This is a genomic window from Streptomyces sp. NPDC059832, assembly GCF_042731715.1.
Lineage (GTDB): Bacteria > Actinomycetota > Actinomycetes > Streptomycetales > Streptomycetaceae > Streptomyces.
In genome coordinates, this window is sequence record NZ_JBHWIY010000053.1 from 11,444 (window position 1) to 32,761 (window position 21,318).

Annotated in this window: 12 protein-coding genes and 2 pseudogenes; 3 read left to right on the forward strand and 11 right to left on the reverse strand. The window is 73.3% G+C overall.

Annotated elements, in window-relative coordinates; all coding sequences use genetic code 11:
- Position 1: 1 nt before the first annotated feature.
- On the reverse strand, positions 2-445 hold the full coding sequence (locus ACFV8T_RS42055; RefSeq protein ID WP_385338295.1) for a roadblock/LC7 domain-containing protein: 444 nt from the start codon (positions 443-445) through the stop codon (positions 2-4).
- Positions 442-3,300: a nitrate- and nitrite sensing domain-containing protein gene (locus ACFV8T_RS42060; RefSeq protein ID WP_385338297.1), complete on the reverse strand. Its 2,859-nt coding sequence runs from the start codon at positions 3,298-3,300 to the stop codon at positions 442-444. The genes ACFV8T_RS42055 and ACFV8T_RS42060 overlap by 4 nt, the downstream gene beginning before the upstream one ends.
- Before the next feature lie 500 nt (positions 3,301-3,800).
- On the opposite strand from ACFV8T_RS42060, the gene ACFV8T_RS42065 reads away from it, so the two are divergent.
- The gene (locus ACFV8T_RS42065; protein WP_385338300.1) at positions 3,801-4,247 is read left to right on the forward strand and encodes a hypothetical protein; all 447 of its coding nucleotides are present in this window, start codon (positions 3,801-3,803) and stop codon (positions 4,245-4,247) included.
- A gap of 106 nt (positions 4,248-4,353) precedes the next feature.
- On the opposite strand, the gene ACFV8T_RS42070 is transcribed toward ACFV8T_RS42065, so the two are convergent.
- The 9 genes and pseudogenes from ACFV8T_RS42070 to ACFV8T_RS42110 all read right to left on the reverse strand — a co-directional run bounded on the left by ACFV8T_RS42070 (position 4,354) and on the right by ACFV8T_RS42110 (position 19,138).
- Positions 4,354-9,195, reverse strand: coding sequence for a hypothetical protein (locus tag ACFV8T_RS42070; protein ID WP_385338302.1), 4,842 nt, complete (start codon positions 9,193-9,195; stop codon positions 4,354-4,356).
- Positions 9,196-9,255: 60 nt separating this feature from the next.
- A complete protein-coding gene (locus ACFV8T_RS42075) occupies positions 9,256-10,185 on the reverse strand; it encodes a hypothetical protein (RefSeq protein ID WP_385338304.1) in 930 nt (309 codons plus the stop codon).
- Positions 10,182-10,373: a hypothetical protein gene (locus ACFV8T_RS42080; protein WP_385338307.1), complete on the reverse strand. Its 192-nt coding sequence runs from the start codon at positions 10,371-10,373 to the stop codon at positions 10,182-10,184. The genes ACFV8T_RS42075 and ACFV8T_RS42080 overlap by 4 nt, the downstream gene beginning before the upstream one ends.
- A complete protein-coding gene (locus tag ACFV8T_RS42085; protein ID WP_385338309.1) occupies positions 10,370-11,896 on the reverse strand; it encodes a hypothetical protein in 1,527 nt (508 codons plus the stop codon). Before ACFV8T_RS42085 ends, ACFV8T_RS42080 begins: the two co-directional genes overlap by 4 nt.
- Positions 11,897-11,979: 83 nt before the next feature.
- Positions 11,980-15,636, reverse strand: a complete 3,657-nt coding sequence (locus ACFV8T_RS42090; protein WP_385338312.1) for a hydantoinase B/oxoprolinase family protein — start codon at positions 15,634-15,636, stop codon at positions 11,980-11,982.
- A gap of 353 nt (positions 15,637-15,989) precedes the next feature.
- Positions 15,990-16,466: pseudogene (locus ACFV8T_RS42095) on the reverse strand (glycosyltransferase); the annotation flags it as partial.
- Positions 16,436-16,941 (reverse strand): annotated as a pseudogene (locus tag ACFV8T_RS42100) (glycosyltransferase); the annotation flags it as partial. The pseudogenes ACFV8T_RS42095 and ACFV8T_RS42100, both read right to left, overlap by 31 nt.
- Before the next feature lie 166 nt (positions 16,942-17,107).
- Complete coding sequence (locus ACFV8T_RS42105) at positions 17,108-18,526, reverse strand: HEAT repeat domain-containing protein (RefSeq protein WP_385338315.1); 1,419 nt, start codon at positions 18,524-18,526, stop codon at positions 17,108-17,110.
- Positions 18,527-18,745: 219 nt separating this feature from the next.
- Positions 18,746-19,138 (reverse strand): ankyrin repeat domain-containing protein, encoded by a 393-nt coding sequence (locus ACFV8T_RS42110; RefSeq protein WP_072489348.1) that lies wholly within the window; start codon positions 19,136-19,138, stop codon positions 18,746-18,748.
- 314 nt (positions 19,139-19,452) lie between these two features.
- On the opposite strand from ACFV8T_RS42110, the gene ACFV8T_RS42115 reads away from it, so the two are divergent.
- Positions 19,453-19,647 (forward strand): hypothetical protein, encoded by a 195-nt coding sequence (locus ACFV8T_RS42115; protein WP_018103962.1) that lies wholly within the window; start codon positions 19,453-19,455, stop codon positions 19,645-19,647.
- A 37-nt stretch (positions 19,648-19,684) separates the two neighbouring features.
- On the forward strand, positions 19,685-21,292 hold the full coding sequence (locus ACFV8T_RS42120) for a hypothetical protein (protein ID WP_385338318.1): 1,608 nt from the start codon (positions 19,685-19,687) through the stop codon (positions 21,290-21,292).
- The last annotated feature ends 26 nt before the right edge of the window (positions 21,293-21,318 follow it).

Below are 21,318 nucleotides of genomic sequence, written 5' to 3' on the forward strand. Positions count from 1 at the left end.
CTCACCCCCCGGCGGACAGACCGGTCGTCCGGGGGGCGTTGGCCAGGTGGGCGCCGACGCGCTTGACCATCAGCGTCATCTCGTACGCCACCTGGCCGACGTCCGAGTCGGCGTCGGCCAGCACCGCGAGACAGCTGCCGTCACCGGCCGCCGTGACGAACAGGAACGCCTCGTCGAGTTCGACCACGGTCTGGCGGACCCGGCCCGCGTCGAAGTGCCGCCCGATGCCCTTGGCGAGACTGTGGAACCCGGAGGCGACGGCCGCCAGGTGTTCACTGTCCTCGCGGGTCAGGTCCTTCGACGTGCCGGTGGCAAGACCGTCGCTGGAGAGCACCAGCGCCTTGTGGATGCTGGAGACGCGTTCGACGAGTTCGTCGAGGAGCCAGTTGAGCTGGCCGGAGCCCTGGCGTGCGGCGTTGGTTGCTGCGACGTTCGGTGCGGTCATCGACCGTCCCCTCCCGGAGTGGTTCCTTGTGCTGTGTCGCCGGGGCCGGTCACGTCCTCGGCGTTCTGCCGGCGGCCGCGCTGCCAGCCGCGCTGGAGCGAAGCCATGCGGCTGCGCACCTCCTCCGCATCACGCTCGAAGTCCTGATCCGGTTCCGTTCGGGCCGGCTCGGCATCGCGGACGCCCGATTCCTCGCGCAGTTGCGGTGCGAGACTGGCCTGCCGGATGCGGCGGGGCAGGCCGCCCACGGTCTCCCGGGCGCTCGGGGCTCCGGGGGACGTGGACTCCTCGGGTGTGGCGGGCTCGGTGGGTTTCCGGAAGCCGGTGGGCTGCCGGGGTTCGGCGGGCGCCTCGGGACGCGTTCCGTCGGCGTCGGGAGGCGTGCTGTCGGTGGAGGGCCCGCCCACGTCGGCGGGGCCCCGCGGGATGTCGTGCTCGGCGGTCGCGGGATGGGCGCGGCCCGCCTCGTCGACCCGGCGGCCGTTGTCGGTGATCAGGGTCGGCGGTTTGCGGCGGGGCAGCGGCACCGGGCCGCCGGGGCGCATCGGCCGTACGCCGGCTGTCGGCTCGGCCGCCTGATCGGTGGCCTGCTGGTGCTGTTCGCGGTCGGCGTCGCGCCGGAGGTCGCGGGCGCGGAAGATGCCGCCGCGTTCGCTCTCGGTGTCGTCGATGTCGGCGGAGCCGCCCAGCAGGGGGTCGAGCAGCGGATCGAGCACGGCATCGCTCTCGAAGCCCAGCGGTCCGACAGGTCCTTCGAGCTCGACGGGCCCGTCGAGGAGGGCCGGGTCCACCAGCCCGGTCGGCACGGGGGCGAGGCCCGGGGACCTGCCGGTTGCCCGGCGGTCCGGTGGGCCGTCCCTGCGGTCCCGGCCGCTGCCGGAGGCTTCGCCGGCCGCCCTGCCGCTGCCGATCGCCCGCTCGGCCCGGCGGTCGAGGCGGAACCCGGTGCCGTGCGTGTCCGGGGCATCGGTGAGCAGCGCCGCCGGGATGAAGACGACGGCGGTCGTGCCACCGTACGGAGAGGTCTGCAGCGATACGCGGACGTTCTGGCGCTGGGCGAGACGGCTGACCACGAACAGGCCGAGCCGGTCGGTGTCGGAGAGTTCGAACTCGGGAGTCTCGGCGAGCCTGAGATTGGCGTCCAGGAGGACGTCGGGCGGCATGCCGAGGCCGCGGTCGTGGATTTCGAGCGTGAAGCCGTTGGCGACGCGTTCGCCGTGTACCTGGACCGCGGTGTGCGGGGGCGAGAACACGGTCGCGTTCTCCAGGAGTTCGGCGATCAGATGGGTGAGGTCGGCGACGGCGGGGCCGCCCACACCGATACGGGCCAGCCGGCGGACCTCGATCCGCTCGTAGTCCTCGACCTCGGCGACCGCCGCCCGCACCACGTCCATCAGCTGGATCGGCTTGCGCCACTGGCGGGACGGGGCCGCGCCGGAGAGGATCACCAGACCTTCGGCATGACGTCGCATGCGGGTGGTCAGGTGGTCGAGGCGGAAGAGGTCCGCGAGTTCGTCGGTGTTCTCGGTGCGGCGCTCCATCGTGTCCAGGAGCGTCAGCTGCCGGTGCAGCAGCACCTGGTTGCGGCGGGCGAGATTGACGAAGACCTCGGACACACCGCGTCGCATGTCCGCCTGTTTGACGGCCGCCTCGACGGCCGCCCGTTGCAGGGTGTTGAGGGCCTGGCCGACCTGGCCGATCTCGTCCCGTTCGTACTGGAGGTGCGGGGCTTCCGTCTCGACGTCCACCTGTTCCCCGGCGGCGAGCCGGCGCATCACGCTGGGCAGCCGTACACCGGAGACCTCGTGGGCGTCCTTGCGGAGCCGGGAGAGGTCCCGGATCAGCTCACGGCCGATGCGGACGGAGACGAACACCGAGGCGATCAGGGCGAGGAATCCGAGGACGCCCGCGATCCCGGCCTTGATCAGGACGCTGTAGCCGGCGGGCTTGCCGCGGTCCTGGAATCGGTTGTTCATCTCCGTGGAGTCGTTGGCCAGCCGGTCCAGGACCGGTGGGGCCGCCTCCTGCCAGCGCTCGGCGTCGACGGCGCGCGGGTCCTGGGTGGGACCGCCCTCGACGAGGGTCTTCTCCGCCGTCCGCAGCGGTTCGCTGTCCGGGCTCGCCCAGTACTGCTCCACGCGCTGGCGCTCCGACGCGGGCAGCGCGTCGACGTTGATCTCGTAGAGCAGCTCGCGGTTGGCCACGAGGTCGGAGATCTGGCGCAGTTCGGAGGCGGTGAGCCGTCCGGCGATCAGCGACGAGGCGACCAGGGCGTCTTCGCGGGAGAGCATTTCGCGGGCTCGCGAAACGCCGACCAGCGCGCGGACCTGCTTGTCCATCGACACGTTCTCCATCGTGCGGAGGCCGGTCAGGAAGCGGTAGCAGGGATCTATGAGCCGTCCGTAGAATTCCATCGCCTTGGAGCGGTCGATGGTGCGCCTGTCGACCGAGTCGCGGAGCGCGCCCAGGCCCTCGACCGTGCCGAGGATCGAATTCAGCTGTGTGTCGTCCTCGGAGCTGAGCGCGTCGCGGATGTCCTCCTGCCGGGCGCTGTCCTTGACGCCGGTCAGGACGCGATCGGTGGCCGCTCGTTGCCGTTGCAGGAGCGGGAGGGCGTCGGAGGCCCTGGGGTCGGCGAGGAAGACAAGGGTCTGGCGGCGCTCGTCCTGAATGGCGCGGACGGTGTCCTCCAGAGGATGACCGACCTTCTCCACGATCGTGCTCGCGCTCAACATGTGACGGGCCTCGCGCCCCGTCAGATAGGTGGCGAATCCCCAGAGCCCGGTGAGGGAGACGAGCGGCACCAGCAGCAGCGCCACGATCTTCCTGCGGATGGACTTTCCGCGAAAGCGCATGGACTCCCCCAGCTCGACCCCGCGGGGCGAGGGTCGTGTTTCGTCAACAAACGGCGCGAGCCTACTACTGACGGAGTAGCAACTCGAAGGGTTGTCCGGACGATTTTCGGCCGTGCTATCCGGTGTTGGTCACGGGTTGTCCTGGTATTCCGGGCAATGAAATTCGCGAAAGCGGCAGAAGAGACCCGCCGGGGCCTCATTCTGTTCAGCAGGGCAGTTGGCTGGAACTCTTCGCTGCTCGACGACGCGGGGGAATCTTCACGGCTGCCCACTCGTCTCTCTGTACGGGGCAGGGGTAACACGGGGAGAGTCAGGGCCTGTTCGCGGGATCATGGTCGGGTCCGCACCACCTGATCCGCCGGGCGGGCGCCGTGGGACGGACGCCACGGGGCGGGAAGGTCCGATCCGCCCGCGTAGAAACGGCGCATGCCGGGCAGCAACCCTGAAGTCGGACAGCGGTGGGGAGTTGAGAGTTCTTGGAAACGGAACAGCGTCGGGGCGTGGTGTCGTCGGCACCCGTCGCGACGGCGAGCTCGGCGGCGGGCGGGGCGAAGATCCCGCGCCAGCAGCTGTGGGTGGAAGAACCCGCGATACGGCGGCGGATGCCGGACCCGGTCCGCGGCTCCGCGGTGCGCGCCGTTCTCATCATGTCGCTGACGATCATCCAGGCCATGGTGGCGTTCCTGTGCACGCTGGCCGGGTCCTGGCTGGCCTTTCCGATGGTGCTGAGCAGTGTGGGCAGCACCGTGGTCGCGACCTGGTCGGTGCTGGACGTCTGGATCACCCGGCAGGTATGGAATCAGCGCAACGGCGTGGTGTCGGTGCCGAGCAGCTCGGCACGGCAGTTGCGCCGTGAGCGACGCAGAGCGCGGCGGGCGGCGCGGGCCGCACAGCGGGACGACGCGCGGATACGCCGCCGGGGCGCGGGAAACCTCTCACGGGCCTGAGCGCCGGCGCGCAGCCGTGCCCGTCCTCCGGCGCCCCGGCCCCGCGTCTGCTGCCCGCCTGCTTCCCGTCCCTGCTCGCTCCCCGTTCTCGCGCCCGTTCCGGTCGCTACTCGTCGGAGGGAACCGGAACGGGGACCTGAGCGGTGTCGGAGGGTGCCGTGGCGCGCTTGAACATGCGGGTGGCGGTGATCTCGCCGTGCACCGTCTCACCGTTCGGGTCCTGCTGCGGCAGCCCGGGACGCAGGTGCTCCTCCACGCTGATGTACTTCAGCCCGGCACGCAGGTCCGCGTCATTGCGCAACCGGATGACCAGCGGGAATTCGGCGAGCGCCGTGGTGTCGAACAGTCCGGTCGTGTACAGCAGCTGCACGCCCAGGGCGTCCGACACCGCGCGCTGGAGCTCCAGCAGATAGGTGGCGTTGGCGCGGCCGATGGGGTTGTCCAGGAAGAGGGTGCCCGCGTGCCGGTGCTGGTGCCGGTCACGGCCCCGGTCGTTGCTGCGCAGCGCGGCCATCGTGCAGTACAGGGCGATGGCGGCGGTGAGCAGCTGGCCGCCGGAGAAGACGTCGCCCATCTGCCCGACCGGGACGCGCTCGGCGCGGAGCACCGCGTCCGGCTTGAGGATCTCCACGGCGATGCCCTTGGGCTCCAGCGCCGCCTGCACACCTCGCAGCAGCAGGGACATGCCGTCCCTGCGCAGATCGGAGTTCTTCTTCAGCGCGGCGCGGGTCGCCTCGTCGACGACCTCGCCGAGCCGCTCGGTGAGCGTCGCCTGGTCGGGTTCCTCGAAGCGGATCCGGAGGAATTCCTGACCGGACCACTCCCCCAGTCCTTCGGGGAGCCGGGAGAGGCGCTGGGCGGAGCGGAGGGTGGTGAGGGCGGACTCCACGAGGCCGCGGAGCCGGTCGACGATGGAGTCGCGGTTGCGTTCCAACTGGGCCAGCTCGTCGGTGAGTACACGGAGCCTGGGCGCGAAGGCTGCGGCCCACTTCTCGGCGTGCTCGGGCAGCGCCGCGGCGGGCAGCTCGCGGATCTGCTGACGGGCGGGGGTGCGGACCTGTTCGTAGCGCGTGGAGTTGGCGTGCCGTACGAGGACGTCGCTCGCTTCCCGTACGGCGCTCTCGGCGGCGGACAGGTCGGCGGCGCAGCCGCGCAGTGAGCGGCGCGCCTCGGCGGCCGACTGCCGGGCCTCGTCGAGGCTGCCGGGGTACGGCTCGGAGGCCTCGGTGTCCTCGTCCGGGCCGTGGTCCCTGAGCAGGTCGCGCAGGAGGGCCGCCGTTTCGTCGAAGCCGCCTGCCGAGTCCTCGGCGGTGCGGTGGGCGTGCAGCAGCTCGGCGTGGGCGGCGCGGGCGGTGTCCAGGGTCGCGGTGGCGGAGGCCAGCTCGGCCGTGGCGGTACGCAGGCGGGCCTGGGCCTGGTCGGCGTCGGCGGGGACCAGCTCGTCGGGGAGTTCGGTGTGGTGGGACTCGCCGTCGACCGGGGCCAGGCGCTCGGCCTCGCCACGGAGCCGGCCCAGCTGCTCGCTCGCCGTGGAAGCCCTGGTCTCCAGGAGCTGGACCAGGGACTCGGCACGGGCGGCGGCCGCCTGCCGGGAGGGGCCGTCCGCGCCGTCGGTGCCTTCGAGGAGCTGGGCGGCGCGGGTGCGGACCTTGTTGGTGAGCCGGTCCAGTTCGGCGAGGGCGGCGCTCTCGTCGCTCTCCGCTCGGGCCTGCTCGGCGCGCAGGTCGGCGCCGACGCCGACCTTCTCGTACAGCTGGGACGCGGCCCGGTACGCCTCACGCAGCGCGGGCAGCGCGGGGCGCGGGTTGTCGTCCCCGGGCTCCGGGAGCTGCTCGGGGGCGCCTGCGATCTCCGCTCGTTCGGCACGCAGGGCGCGGGCGGTGCGCCGGGCGTCGTCGGCGGCGCGCTGGGCGGCCCTGCGGTCCTCGTCGGCGGCGCGGGCCCGCTCCAGGCAGACGGTGGCACGGGCTTCGGACTCGGCCGCCTCGTCGACGAGTTCGCGGAGCTTCGCCTGCCAGCCCGCTCGTTCGCGGAGCCGGTACGCGAGGCCCGCGAGGGCGTCGGCGGCGCGGCGGGCTCGCTGGGCGGCCTCCTGGCGCTCGTCCCGGACGCGGGCGGTGTCCGCGGCGGCCTCGTCCGCCTCGGCACGCACCGTACGGGCTTCGGCGAGCTCGGCCTCGGCGGTCTCCGCGGCCGTGCGGGCGGTGCGGGCGGCCTCGGCGAGCTCGGCGAGCATGCCGGGCGGGCAGTCGGTCCGCCAGGAGCCGATGCGGGCGGCGAGGGAACGGTCGCCGGTGAGACGGGCCGCGAGGGTGCGGATGTCCTCGTCACGGGCCGCGGCCCTGCGCCTCAGGGCCTGCCGCTCCTCGTCGGCCGCGAGCTCGTCGTGCATCGCCGGGTTCGGCGGGACGAGGAAGACCCCTTCCGTGCTCGCCGCCGAGCCCGTGCCGGCGGCCGGGACGGGGGCGAGCAGCGCGGCGGCGGTGCCGACGGCGACCGCGGAGCGCGGCAGCAGCGCGGCGCCGCTCAGGACGTCGCGGGCGCGGGCGTGCGAGTCGGGGTCGGTGATGACCACGCCGTCGACGAGTTCGGGACGGGCGGCGAGGACGGCCGCGTGGTCGGCGGGGTCGACCGCCTGGGCGAGGTAGCGCCAGCCCGGCAGGGCGGGGATGCCGTGTTCGCCGAGGTACTCGACGGTGGCGAGGACGTCGGGTCCGGGCGGCAGGAGTCCGCCGTCGCCGAGTGCGCCGAGGATGCGGGAGTCGTCGGCGGCCGCGGTGCGCAGTTCGAAGAGGCGGCGTTCGGCGGAGGCGATGGACTGGTCGAGCAGCTCCCGCAGTTCGTCGGCGCTGCGGTCGAGCTCCTGGGCGGTGAGCGGCTGTTCGTGGGCGGTGGCGTGTTCGGCCGTGGCGGTGTGGGTGCCCTGTGCCGCCTGGGTGGACCGGCCCGCCTCACCCGGCCGGCCGGTCGCCTCCGCGGCGCCGGGCCGTCGGTCGGTGGGGGCCGGGCCGGTGTCGGTGCCGTCCGCGCTGTGCGGGGCGTCCGGGTCCGCGTCCGTTCCGGCCGCGCCCCGGCGGGGCCGGGGCACGCCGGTGCCGTGGGGGGCGGGCAGACCCAGCAGGTCGGCCAGCCGGTGGTCGGCGGCGATCGATTCGGCGGCCCTGAACTCGGCCTCGTAGGACTGTTCCGCGGCCTGTGCGGCATCGGCGGCGCGGGCCGCCGCCAGCTCGGCGCGGCTCTCGGTGGCCGCGGCTTCCCTGGCCACCTCGGCGGCCGAGCGGGCAGCCTCCCTGGCGGTGTCCCACGCGGCGACGGCGGACGTCTCGGCGTCACTGGCGGCGAGGGCGGCGCGCGCCGGGTCGGCGTCCGGTGCGGTGTCGTCGAGCCAGCCGGCCCGTACCGCCTGTGCCGTCTCCTGCTCGACCTCGACGAGGCGCTGGCGCAGATGTCCGGCCTCGCTGCGGGCGCGCTGGGCCTCGGTGGCGGCGGTGGTGGCGTCCCGGTGGGCGGCCTCACCCGCGCTCTGGAGGGTGTCGGAGCGCTCCTCCTCCTCGTTGGCGAGGGTCTCGCCGGCCTCGGCGGCGGTGTGCAGCGCCCGGACGAGATCGGCGGCGGCCTCGGCGCGGGCGGCGAGCGCGGGCGCGGCGTCCCGCTCGGCCTCGCGGATGGCGACGGCCACCCGTGCGGAGCGGTCGGCGGCGGCGCGGTGGCGCAGTACCGCCTCGGCGGCCTGCCAGGCGGAGTGCAGGGTGCGGGCGTCGACCAGTTCGCGGCGTTGGGCGGCGGCGCCCTTCTCGGCCGCGGTCAGGGCCAGGGAGGCGTGCCGGTAGGCCAGTTCGGCGGCGATCAGGGCGCTGCGGCTGCGCGCCTGTTCGGCCGTGGTGACGGTGTGCGCGGCGCCCGTCACCTGCTGGGCCAGCTCGGCGGTGCGGCCGCGTTCCTGCCCGGCGCGGGCGGAGAGCCTGCGGGCGAGCGTGCGGGTGCGGCGCTCGGCGCCCGCGTGGACGTCCCGGGCACGGGAACGGGTGCCGGCGGCCTCCACGATCCGGCCGAGGAGGTCGACCGAGCCCGCGGTGAAGTCGCGCTCGGCGGTCAGTTCGGCGCGGCGGCCCAGCTTGTTCCCGAAGCCGCTCACCAGGTCGGCGAGACCGTCGGTGTCCCGGGTGTCGGTGACGGCGCGGAGCAGCAGGTCGGTGAAGTCGGAGTCCTTCTTGACCGCGAAGAGCCCCGCCGCCTCGCCCTCGTCGGCGTTCATCTCGCGCTGGTAGCGGAAGAGTTCGGGGTCGAGTCCGAGGTCTCCGAGGTGCTCGTTCCAGCGGTCGTGGATCTCTTCCCAGTGCACATCGAGGTGCTGGTAGAACTTGCCCGCCTCGGTGAGGGCGTCGCGGAATCCCTTCATCGTGCGCCGTCTGCCCTGCGCGCCGGAAACGCCTTCGACGGGCCTGCGCACGGAGGTCGCCTCGGCGACCGGCAGGGAGTCCAGGCTGAGACCGGGTCCGGGCCGGAAGGAGTACCAGGCCTCGGCGAACTTCCGCGGGTCGTTGGAGACCTGCCTGCCACGCCATTCGCTGACCTTGCCGACGACCACGCACTCGCCGGTGAGAGTGTGCTGCCACTCCAGGGCGACGTGCCCGCAGTCGTCGGCGAGCAGGAACTTGCGCAGCACGCCCGAGCTGGCGCCGCCGAGGGTATTGCGGTGGCCGGGCAGCATCACCGAGAAGATCAGCTTCAGCAGCACCGACTTGCCGCCGCCGTTCTCCAGGAAGAGCACACCGGCGGGGGCCGGGCGGCGCGGCGGACCGACCGGTTCCTCCTCGAAGAACTCCGCCTGGGCCGGCGCGGGGTCGGGCACGGGCTCGCCCACTCCGCGCAGGTCGAGCACGGTGTCGGCGTAGCGTGCGCCGGCAGGTCCGATGGAGTAGAGGCGGACCCGGGACAGCTCGTACATGGCGGCGGACTCTCGTCGTTCAGGCAGCGGGAGGGAGACGGCGGTGGTGGGGCGGGCCGGTCAGGCGTGGAAGGGCAGACCCGCGTCGGCGGCCAGTTCCAGGTCGTCGGGGTCGGGCGGCGGCAGCAGTGTCGCCGTGCCGTCGGTGACCGGTACGACGCCGAGTTCCAGCAGTTCGGCCATGGCGGCGCTGCCTGCCATGTCACGGACCTGGAGCTGGTAGCGGGCGGTGGTGCGGAAGGCACCCCCGGCGTCGTCCCCGGTGCGCTGGAGGAAGCCGGAGTCGGTGAGGAAGGCGACGGCCTTGCCGACGATGCCGGTGGTGGAGCCGGCCAGTCGCCGGGCGTCCTTCGTGGCGCCGGTGGAGCTGCGCCGGGCGTAGATCCGCCAGGCCGCTTCGAGTCCGGGGGCGTCGGTGGCCGGGTCCGTGTTGTCCCCGTGCTCCTCGGCGCGCTCCTCCAGGCGGTGGCACGCCTGGCGTACGAACGAGTCGACGCCGTTGACCGTGATCCGGCCGATGTACGCGTCGTCGGCGAGGTCCTCGGGGCGGGGGAAGGCCATCGCGGCGACGGCGAGGTGCGCCAGCCCGTGCAGGAAGCGGTCGGCGGAGTCGGACGAGGCCCGGCGGGCGTAGTCGCCCATGCGGACGGCGAAGACCGAGTCCTCACCGGCGGTCACGGCCATGCCCGCGCGGGTGGACACCTCCAGGACGACCAGGCCGAGTCCGGTCGCCACGGCGTCGGCGAGCCGCGCGAAGGCGGGCTCCTCGCGGTAGCGGCGGAGCAGTTCGGCGTATTCGGCGTCGCGTGCGGGCAGCAGCTTGGGCTGGAGGCCGAAGGCGACGAGCCGGGCGGCGTCGGCCGCGTCGGCCGGGGTGACGGACGCGGTGGCCGCGGGGCCCACCGGCTCGGCGGGTCCCGCGCCCTCGGTCGCGTACGCGGCGCTCGGCTCGCCCCACGCGTCGGGGTGCTGTGCGCGGTGGTCGCTCACGACTGTCGCTCCTTGCTGCGGAAACTCTTCGGTACGGGGTGGACGGCGCCGGCTCTCGCGGTGTCCGTGCCGGGCGGCGGCGTCCGGTCCGTGCCCGTGGCGCGGGTGCCGGCGGGCCGCGGACGCCCCTGGCCCGCGGGGGCCGGCCGGGTCGGTGTGCGCCGTGCCGCGCGTACCGTGCCGGTCATGACGCCTCCGTGCGGTCCGCGGCCATTCCGGCCGCGTCCAGCAGGGCCGTGCCCACGATCAGGTCGGCGCCGCCGAACTCGGGGTCGTCGAGCTGCGTACCGTCGTCGACGGAGAACAGCAGTCGCTGCTCTCCCTGCCGGTAGGCGGTGCCGACCGGCGGGCTCGCCGCGTGCACCGCGAGCAGGGCGACCAGGTAGGGCAGTTCGGGATCGCGGCGCCGGGCCTCGGCGAGGAGTCCGGACAGGCGCCGCGGGGCGTCGTGTTCCAGGTCCAGGAGCTCCATGGCGCCGGCGAGCTGCTCCTCGCTGAACCTGCTGTCGTCGGGGGTGGCGATCAGGTCGGGCTCGGGCATCTCGGCGCCCAGGTGTTCCCGCTCCAGGGGCGGGGTGAGCAGCATGTCGACGAGGTCGCCCACCCGTACCGAGGTGGGGGTGCGCAGCCCGGTGCCGCGGGCGAAGAAGGCGTCGGTGACCCGGATCGCGCGTTCGACGGGGAGCGGCAGCAGCGGGGCGACCAGCTGGCCGTACAGATCGAGGCCGGTGCGGGCCGTGGGGGTGGCGAAGGCCTGCCGGTCCTGTTCGGCGCGGAACAGCGGTCCGGCTTCCAGCAGTCGGGACTGCAGCTGGGTGTGGCGGCGGATGCAGTCCTTGACGATGTCGACGAGCTCGGCGGCGCGGCGTTTGTGCTCGGGCTCCTCCGCCTCGTCGCGCGCCTTGCGGATGTTGGTGAGGATCGCGTTCTCGTGGCGGTAGCGGTCGGCGACGTGGTCCAGCGCTTCGGCGATCATGTCGGGCACCGCGTTGAGCCAGTCGACGGCGCGGACGTTGCGCCGGGTGGCCTCCAGCGTCTTGCGGAGGGTCTCCGCGTACTGCACGGTGCGGTAGCGGGCCTGTTCGGCGGCGAGCTGCGCGTCCGCGAGGCGGCCCCGGCTGATGAGGACCTCCAGCTTCACCTCGGCGGCGATCTGGGCGCTGGTGACGTCCGTGTCGAGGGCGCCCACCAGGACGTTGACCGCTTCGTCGGTGGCCCGGAGGTAGACGGTGCCGCCGTATCCCGGGACCTCCTCGATCAGCTTGAAGTCGTAGTCCCGGCGGACGTACACCCCGTCGGGGCCGAACGTGCCGTACACCGCGCGGAATCCGCGGTCCACGCTGCCGACATTGATCAGGTTCTCCAGCACCCAGCGCGCGACGCGCTCGTGCTCGGCCAGGGGGCGGCGCGGGGCCTGGGCGGCGACGCGGGGAAGGAGTCTGGTCACTATCTGGTCGTGGTCGGCACCCGTGTCGAAGTCCATGTTGAGGGTGACGAGATCGATCGCGGCGAGGGCGACCTCGGCCATCGCGTAGACGGTGTACTCACCGGCCAGATTCGCCTTGCGCACATCGAGATCGTGCAGCGGCGCCGTGCAGGCGAGTGCGCGCAGCCGCCGCGAGAGCCCCTCGTCGGCGGCCGGGCCCGGGGCGGGCCGCGGCCCCGCGCTGAGCTGGGGCGCAGCGTTGTCCGTGTAGGCAGGCGAAGTCACGCTGCACAGATTAGGTCCTCACACCGACAACGGTCGAAACGGCGCAGAAGCGACCCCTGGCCCCGGGCCGGGCGGCAGTGGCGTCACGGCCGTTCCCCGGTGCCTTGCGTACCGTCGTCGGGGCCCGGCTCCGGGGTTCCGTAGCCCCCGCCGCCCGGTGTGCGCAGCACCAGTACGTCGCCCGGCTCCAGCTCGGCCGTGTCGCAGCCGCGCAGCGGTGTGTCCGCCCGGTCGTCCGGGTGCTCGATGTGCTGGTCGCCCAGTGCGCCGGGTTCCCCGCCCGCCATGCCGTACGGCCGGACCCGGCGGTGGCCGGAGAGCAGTGCCACGGTGACGGGTTCCAGGAAGCGGATCCGCCGCTCCACCCCGCAGCCGCCGTGCCGCCGCCCGCCACCCCCGCTGCCCTCGCGCACCCGGAAGCTCTCCAGCAGGACGGGGTAGCGCCATTCGAGGACTTCGGGGTCGGTGAGGCGGGAGTTGGTCATGTGGGTCTGCACGGCGTCGGCGCCGTCGAAGCCGTCGCCCGCGCCCGAGCCGCTCGCCACCGTCTCGTAGTACTGGACCCGTTCGTTGCCGAAGGTGAGGTTGTTCATGGTGCCCGAACCCTCGGCCTGGATGCCGAGGGCCGCGTACAGGGCGCCGGTGACGGCCTGGGACGTCTCCACGTTTCCCGCGACGGTGGCCGCCGGGTGGACGGGGGCCAGCATGGAGCCTTCCGGGATCCGGACCTCCAGAGGCTTGAGGCAGCCGCTGTTGAGGGGGATGTCGTCGTCGACCAGGGTCCGGAAGACGTACAGCACGGCCGCCATCACCACGGATTTCGGCGCGTTGAAGTTGCCCGGCTGCTGCGGTGAGGTGCCGGTGAAGTCGACGACCGCGGAGCGGGCGGCCCGGTCCACGGTGAGGGCGACCTCGATGACCGCGCCGTTGTCGGTCTCGTAGCGGTAGGCGCCGTCGTGGAGCCCGGCGATGATCCGGCGGACGGACTCCTCGGCGTTGTCCTGCACGTGCCCCATGTACGCGGCGACGGCGACCGGACCGAACTGTTCGACCGTGCGCCGGAGTTCGGCGATGCCCTTCTCGTTGGCGGCGATCTGGGCGCGCAGGTCGGCGAGGTTGGCCTCCGGATCGCGGGAGGGGTACGCGGCGGTGGTGAGCAGCTCGCGCGTCTCGTCCTCGCGGAAGCTGCCGTCGCGTACCAGCAGCCAGTTGTCGAACAGCACCCCTTCCTCGTGGATGGTGCGGCTGAAGGCGGGCATGGAACCGGGGGTGATGCCGCCGATCTCGGCGTGGTGTCCGCGTGAGGCCACGAGGAAGCGCAGCTCCGGCCGTTCGCCGTCGGCCTCGTCGAACACCGGCGTCACCACGGTCACATCGGGCAGGTGGGTTCCGCCGTGGTACGGATCGTTGATGGCGTACGCGTCGCCGGGACGCATCGTGCCGCCGTTGCGCCGCAGCACCTCCTTGATGGACTCCCCCATCGAGCCGAGGTGGACGGGGATGTGCGGGGCGTTGGCGATCAGATTGCCGTCCGCGTCGAAGAGCGCGCAGGAGAAGTCGAGCCGCTCCTTGATGTTGACGGAGTGTGCCGTGTTCTCCAGGCGCACCCCCATCTGCTCGGCGATCGACATGAAGAGGTTGTTGAAGACCTCCAGCATGACGGGGTCGACCCGGGTGCCGACGGCCGTGCGGTCCGGGCGTGGGCGGACCCTGGTGAGCAGCAGGTGGCCGGTGTCGGCGAGAGCGGCCTGCCAGCCCGGGTCGACGACGGTGGTGGCGTCCGCCTCGGCGATCACGGCGGGGCCGGTCACGGTGTCCTCGGGACGCAGTTCCTCGCGGCGGTGGAGCGGGGTGTCCTGCCATCGGCCCTCGGCGAACATCCGCACGGTGTCGCGCGGCCGGGGCTTCGCGCCGGTGCGGGGCGTGCGGTCGGCCGGGCGTGGCTGATGCCGGCCCGCCGTGCCGGTCGCCTCGACCGAGACCGCTTCGACGACCAGGGGTTTATCCATGGTGAACGCGTAGCGTGCGCGGTGCTCGGCGGTGAACGCCTCGGCCATGGCGGGCGCGGTGTCCAGGCCGACGGGCAGGCTCGCATCCGTACCGGCGTAGCGGAGCAGTACTCGGGCGTGCGTGCTGATCGCGCTGTCGGGGACGGCGTCGGCGCGCAGTTCGGCGCGGGTCCGGGCGGCCAGTTCGTCGCAGAGTTCGCCCACCGCGGTCCGGGTCGCCTCGTTCAGTTCCGCCTCCACGGACTGTTCGCGCATCGCGGTGGCGTCGGCGAGGCCGATGCCGTACGCGGACAGCACGCCCGCGAGCGGCGGTACGAGGACCGTGTCGACGCCCAGGGAGTCGGCGACGGCGCAGACGTGCTGTCCACCGGCGCCGCCGAAGCCGGTCAGGGCGTAGCGGGTGATGTCGTGCCCGCGCTGCACGGAGATCTTCTTGACCGCGTTCGCCATGTTGAGCACGGCGATCTCCAGGAACCCGGCGGCGGTCCCGGCGGCCGTGCGCCGTGTTCCGGTGGCGCGCCTCACGTCCTCGGCGAGCGCGTCGAAGCGTTCGCGGACCAGGTCCGCGTCGAGCGGGAGGTCTCCGTCCGGTCCGAAGACGGCCGGGAAGTGCGCGGGCTGGATCCGGCCGAGCATCACATTGGCGTCGGTGACGGTCAGCGGGCCGCCGCGGCGGTAGCAGGCCGGGCCGGGTATCGCGCCCGCCGAGTCGGGGCCGACCCGGTAGCGCCGGCCGTCGAAGTGCAGGACGGAGCCGCCGCCCGCCGCGACGGTGTGGATGCTCATCATCGGGGCGCGCATCCGCACTCCGGCGACCTGGGTGCCGAGCTCGCGCTCGAACTCGCCCGCGTAGTGGGACACGTCGGTGGACGTTCCGCCCATGTCGAAGCCGATGACCCGGCCGAATCCCGCCTGTTCGGAGGTGCGGGCCATGCCGACCACGCCACCGGCCGGGCCGGAGAGCACCGCGTCCTTGCCCCGGAAGTGGGAGGCCTCGCGCAGCCCGCCGTTGGACTGCATGAACATCAGCCGGATGCCGTCGAGTTCACCGGCGATCTCGTCGACGTACCGGCGCAGGATCGGTGAGAGATAGGCGTCGACGACGGTGGTGTCGCCGCGTGGGACGAGCTTGATCAGCGGGCTCACCTCGTGCGAGCTGCTGACCTGGGTGAAGCCCGCCTCCCGGGCCGCGGCGGCCACGGCGCGCTCGTGTGCGGGGTGGCGGTAGCCGTGCATCAGGACGACGGCCGCGCTGCGCAGTCCGTCGGCGCGGGCGGCCCTCAGCCGCTCGGTGACCGCTTCCCGGTCCAGTGGTCTGACGACCCGGCCACGGGCGTCGATCCGCTCGGGGACCTCGATCACCCGCTCGTACACGGCCTCGGGCAGCAGGATGCGGCGGTCGAAGAGCCGCGGCCGGTTCTGGTAGGCGATGCGCAGGGCGTCCCGGAAGCCTTCCGTGATGACCAGGACGGTCGGCTCGCCGCGCCGCTCCAGCAGGGCGTTGGTCGCGACGGTCGTACCGATCCGCACCGCGGCGACCCGGTCGGCGGGGACCGGGTCGGTGGGGCCGAGGCCGAGCAGCGCCCGGATTCCGGCCATGGCGGCGTCGCGGTAGCGGTCCGGGTCGTGGGAGAGCAGCTTGCGGGTGACCAGGTGCCCGCCGGGATCCCGGCCCACGACATCGGTGAACGTCCCGCCCCGGTCGATCCAGAACTCCCAGCGTCCGGTCATCCCTCCATACTGACCCGCGGCAGCGGCCTGCCGCTCCCAAACGTCGGCGGACTGCGCACCGCTGACGGCGAAGTTGCGGAACTCCACGCCCCGCCGTCCGTCCGCGACCCCTTCCGCAGGCGGCGCCGCCCAGGGCCTGTCCGGCGGATCGGGGTCGGACCAGCCGACGCCTTCGGTGAACGAGTCCCCCGAGCGCGACGGACCGCACCGGGCACGGGCCCGACGGTCGCGCGGCGCAGGGTTCCGGCGTACGTCGTCGCCCAGCGCGTGGTTCCGCGGCGCCGCACGGTTCCGACGCGCGCCCTGCGTCCCCGCACCCTCCGCTCATACCCGCACCCCCTCTCATATCCGCCTCATATCCGCACCCCCGCGATCCCGCCCCGGTCCGGCACCTCGTGGGCGGCCAGGAACGCGGCCACCGAGCGATCCCGGCCGAAGAGTTCCGCCCGTTGCCCGGCCGCGGCGCGGCGCACGTCCGGCGGGCGCCCGAGCAGCTCGCGTACGGCGGCGGCGAAGGCCTCACCGGTGTACTCGGCCGCGACGCCGGCACCGCCGATCACCTCCGGCAGCGCGGAGCTCGCGCTCGCCACCACGGGGGTGCCGCAGGCCAGTGCCTCCAGGGCCGACAGGCCGAACGTCTCGGCGGGTCCGGGCACCAGGCAGACGTCGGCCGCCGCCTGCAGATCCGCCAGGGTCTCCCGGTCGCGCACGTGGCCCAGGACTTCGACCGGCAGCCGCTGTGCCCGGGTCTCCAGCCCCGCGCGCAGCGGTCCGTCGCCCGCGACGACCGGCGCCGCCCGTGCACGAACGTGTCCAGCGAGGCGAAGACCCGGGCGATGTCGTCCCCGGTCCTGCGGCCGAGGAAGACCGCGCCGGGCAGGGCGGTGCGCGGCGTCGGCTCACTGGGTCCGTCCCCGACGACCACGACCCGGACCCCGGGGAGCGCGCAGGCCCCGGCGAGGAGTTCGACGCGCCGGGCACGAACGGTCCGGCCAGATGGACGAGTCGGGCGCGGTGGGCGGTGAGGGCGGCGGTCAGCCGCCGGCTCGGCAGCGCGACGCGGACCTGGGGGTAGCCGGGCGGGGGGCGGGAGGGAAGGGACGCGCACCACGGGGCATGGGGGCGTCGGCCTCGAAGGCGTCGGGGAGGTCCGGACGGGACATGGTCGTCGCGCCGGTGGTGGCCGGGGCGACGACGAGCGGTTCGTGGCCGCGGCCGGCGAGATGCCGGGCCGTCCGGAGGGTGCAGTGGGGCCACGCCGTTGACATCGGGCGGGAAGGATTCGGTGACGATGACGACACGCATATCCGTGTCGTCGCCACGCCGGGCGTGACCGGGCCGACTTGGATCTTTCCGCCCGGGGAACGTCCCGTGAGCGTTCGAGCCGGGCCCGCCGCGAGGGTCTTCCGTTCGGGTGGGGTCACCCGTTTGACGCCGCGCGCCCCCCGACGCGCGTCGCGTGCGTACCCGGTCAGGCCGCCGGGGTGTCGGGCCCGATCCGGCTGCGTACCGCCGTCTGCACCTCGGCCTCCTCGGCCGGGTCCGCGGCGAGGCGGCGGAGCCGCTCGGCGACCCTGATGTCCCCGGTCTCCGCGTGAAGGGCGGCGAGCTCGCGGGTGGTCTCCTCGCAGTCCCACAGGCACTCGACGGCGAATCCGGTGGCGAAGGAGGGATCGGTGGCGGCCAGTGCGCGGGCCGCCCGGCCGCGCAGATGCGACGAGGACGTCTCCCGGTAGACGTGCCGCAGCACGGGTGCGGCACAGACGATGCCCAGCCGCCCCGCGCCGTCGACGAGGGTCCACAGACGTGGTGCGTCCGGTCCGTCGCCCCGTACGGCCTCACGGAGCGCCCCGAGGACCAGTGAGGCGTCCTGGGCGCCGCCCCGGCAGGCGAGCACACCGGCCGCGGAGGCACCGAGCGCGTCGGGCCGTCGGGCCCAGCGCCTGGCGCGCTCCACCGCGGCGTCGCCGCACATCCGCTCGAAGGCGGCGACGGACGCGTCGGCGACGGTGCGCGAGACGCCGACCGCTCCGGTCTCGATCAGGTCGAGCACGGCCGGGTCCCTGGCCTCCGCCAGGTAGTGCAGCGCGGCACAGCGTGCACCCTCGGGGCCGCTGCGGGCGGCCTCGATGATCGTGGGCCGGTCCTCGGGGCCCGCGACGGCGGTGAGGCAGCGGGCGGCCGGCACATGGAGGGTGCTGCCGCGTTCGAGTCCCTGCTGGGCCCAGTCGAAGACCGCCTGGACACTCCAGCCCGGACGGGGGCCGCCGGGTCGCATCTGGCGCTGCCAGCGGTCGAAGGAGCCCTGTTCCGAGGCGGCCCTGACCCTGGCGCCGACCGTGTCGCGCGGGTCGTCCGCCCAGAGCCGCCAGGGGCGGGGTTCGTAGGCGTCCCGTACGGCGGCGGCCAGCTCGGCGGCGCCCTCCTCGGTGGCCGGGAACCGGCCGAGCACGGGTACGGCGAGGGCGCGGAGTCCCGCGTCGTCGTCGCGCAGGGCGAGCTCGTCGAGGGCCCAGGCCCAGTTGGCGCCGGTCGCGGCGTACCGCCGCAGCAGGGCCAGGGCGTCGTCGCGTCCGTACGAGGCGAGGTGGCCGAGCACGGCGAGGGCCAGCCCGGTGCGCGAGTCGTCGGTGTCGAGGTGGTCGTCGGGATCGCACAGGTGCCGCTCGATCTCTTCGATGCCGCCGTCGAGGTCGAGGTACAGGCGTGCGTAGTAGAGGGAGCGGTTCTCCACCTGCCAGTCGTGACGCGGATCGCTCAGGACGCAGTGGTTGAGAGCCGCCAGGGCCTCGGGGCGTGGTGCGGCGAGCGCGTGGAGCGTGCCGTCGCCACGGCCCCTCTGCAGCAGGCCGAGCAGGGTGCCGCTCGGCGCTATGAACGGATCAAACATGGAAAAAGCCTCACATCAAGCTGTCGACGCAACCGGGACTGTGCAGTTCCAAGTGCCGGGTGGGCACTACGCCGCGCAGCAACATGATCGGCCGACCGCCGTCTTCTGCTTGGTGTAGACCATCTTCCTCTGCCTCTCGTCGGTGGCCCGGAACCGGGCCCGCGACGTCATGATGACCCAGCCATTTCGCCACCGCGACCACATTTACGGCGTACCCGGTCAGCGGGAGCCGAAGAGTTCCAGCAGGTCGGCCTTGCCGAACATGCGAGCAGTGTCGAGGGCGGAGGGTGTTCCGGCGGCCGGATCGGCGCCCGCGGAGAGCAGCGCCTCGATCACCGCGTCCTCGCCCTTGAAGACGGCTCCGGCGAGCGGCGTCTGCCCGCGGTCGTTGGCCCGGTCCGGGTCGGCGCCCCGGCCGACGAGGGCCGTGACGGCGGCGGCGTGCCCGTGGTAGGCGGCGAGCATCAGCAGCGAGTCACCCCGGTCGTTGGTGAGGTTCGCGGGCACGCCCGCGTCGACGTACGCGGCGAGCGCGTCGGTCTCACCGCGGCGGGCGAGGTCGAAGACCTTCGTCGCCAGCTCGACCACCTCGGGATCGGGGGTTTCGCTCATCGGACGGACCGCCTTCCATTAACCGGTTTCACCACTGTCGACCTGCCGGGGCGTACGCCGTGGGGGCCGTACGAGTGAACCGACAGGGTACTGCCCGACCGGGCACATGACCCTGCCCACCTGTGGCAAAGGATCACGAATGGTGCGCCGGAACAGTGCGCGACACCGGAAGTTCCGGCCCACCGGGATCACCCGGTCGGCCATTCAAGTGAAAATAACGACTTTTCACCCAAATGCAGCTTTTATCGTATAGATACTTCCGGTGAACCTGGAAGGACTCATGGTGACCGTCCCCCCAACCAGGAGAACCACTCATGATCCTGTCCATGTCAGGCGTCGTCATCCTCGGCATCATCGTCTTCCTGTTCTTCAGGAAGGACGGCCTCAAGGCCTCGCACGCCCTCGTCACCGCCCTGTTCGGCTTCTATCTGGCAGGCACCGCCATCGCACCGAGCATCACCGCGGGGGGCGCGAGTCTCGCCGGCCTCCTGGGCGGGATCAAGTTCTGACCCTCCGCGACCGCTCCCACCCCTTCAGGAGACCGACGTGGCCCGGCGACCACTCCCCCGCATTCTGAGCAGCGGCAGCGCCTCGATCACTCGCAGTCGCGAGTTCGCGCGCACGGCCGCCGACAACGCCACGGACGTCCTCCATCCGCTGATCACGATCACTCGTGGTCTGCGGCTGCTGGCCGGAGCCGGACGGCAGAAGTGGGCCGCGACGCCCAAGGACAGGCGTGGCCCCACCCTGTTCCTCGTCGCGGCCTGCGTACTCGCGTTCGCGCTCATGCCGTACGGGGGTCTGATCGCCCTCGTCACGGTGATGGGCGCCGCCGCCTGGGCGGGGCGGGAGCGGACCCCCGTGAAGACCGGCCCCGACGAGGCGGAGACCGCGCGGCTGCGGTCCCTGTACGAGGCGCTCGTGCCGTACTTCTCCGTGGCCGACGACCCCGGTCCGCTGTTCTCCCACGGCGGCGACTGGGAGAAGGCCTTCAGCGGTTACGAGTTCGACGGCGACGGGCGGCTGACCCGCCTCCAGGTGACGTACCCCGCCTACTTCACGGACAGCGAGGCCGCCTCCCGTGCCCGGATCGAGCGGCTGCTGCACGCCAAGTCCGGCCGCGGCCGCGAATACCGCTTCGCCTGGGACGAGGAGGGCAACCAGCTCGTCATGAACGTCCTCGGCGCCCTGCCCACCTCGATCGGCGCCCAGCGTTTCGTGACCGCCCCCGGCGAGACCGTACTGGGCTTCACCGACGGCGACGCGGTGCAGCGCACGGTTCCGGTGCACGACGGCGACACGACCCGCGACGCCCCTCCGGTCGTCTGGCGGACCGGCGCCCGCTCCACCGAGCCGCATCTGCTGGTGGTCGGGCAGCCCGGCAGCGGCACCACGACCCTGATGCGCTCCATCGCCCTGCAGGCGCTCCAGCACGGCGACATCCTGATCGTCGAAGGCAGCGGAACCGGCGAATACGCCTGCCTGACCGGGCGGGACGGCGTACTGAGCGTGGAGTGCGGGCTGGCCGGCGCACTGGCGACCCTGGAATGGGCGGCCCACGAGACGGAACGGCGGCTGATCGCCGCGAACCGGGCCCGGCAGGTCGGCCACCCCGTGCCCGACGACATCAAGCGCCCGCTCTGGATCCTGCTGGACCGGCCGAGTGTCCTCGGCCATCTGGCCGCCGCCGACGGCAGGCCCGATCCGCAGGAGCTGCTCCAGGGGCCGCTGCGGCACGGCAGGGCGGCCGGCGTCACCGTGGTCCTGACCGATCAGTTCGACAGCCTGGACACCCTCGGCGAGACCGTACGGACGCACTGCAGGGCCCGGGTCGTGCTCGGCCACTGCTCCCGCGAGCAGGTGGAGTCGGTGCTCGGCACCGAGCCGCACACCACCCCGGCCGCCGACGTCCCGCCCGGCCGCGGATACGCGCGGCTCGGCACCGGCCCGGTGCTCCGGCTCCAGGTCCCGGCCACGCCCGATCCGTACGACGAGGCGACCGGCGAGGCACAGCGGCAGGCGGTCCTCGGTCTGCTCCCCGAGCGGCAGGTGCCGGTCGTCGAGGCGGCCGTGCCGGCCGGAGCGGGCGTCCCCGAGCCGGTGCAGCCGCGCACTGTGACCATGGCCGTCGAGGGCATGGCGGTCACCGACTGAACGGACCTGTCCACAGGGGGGCGGGG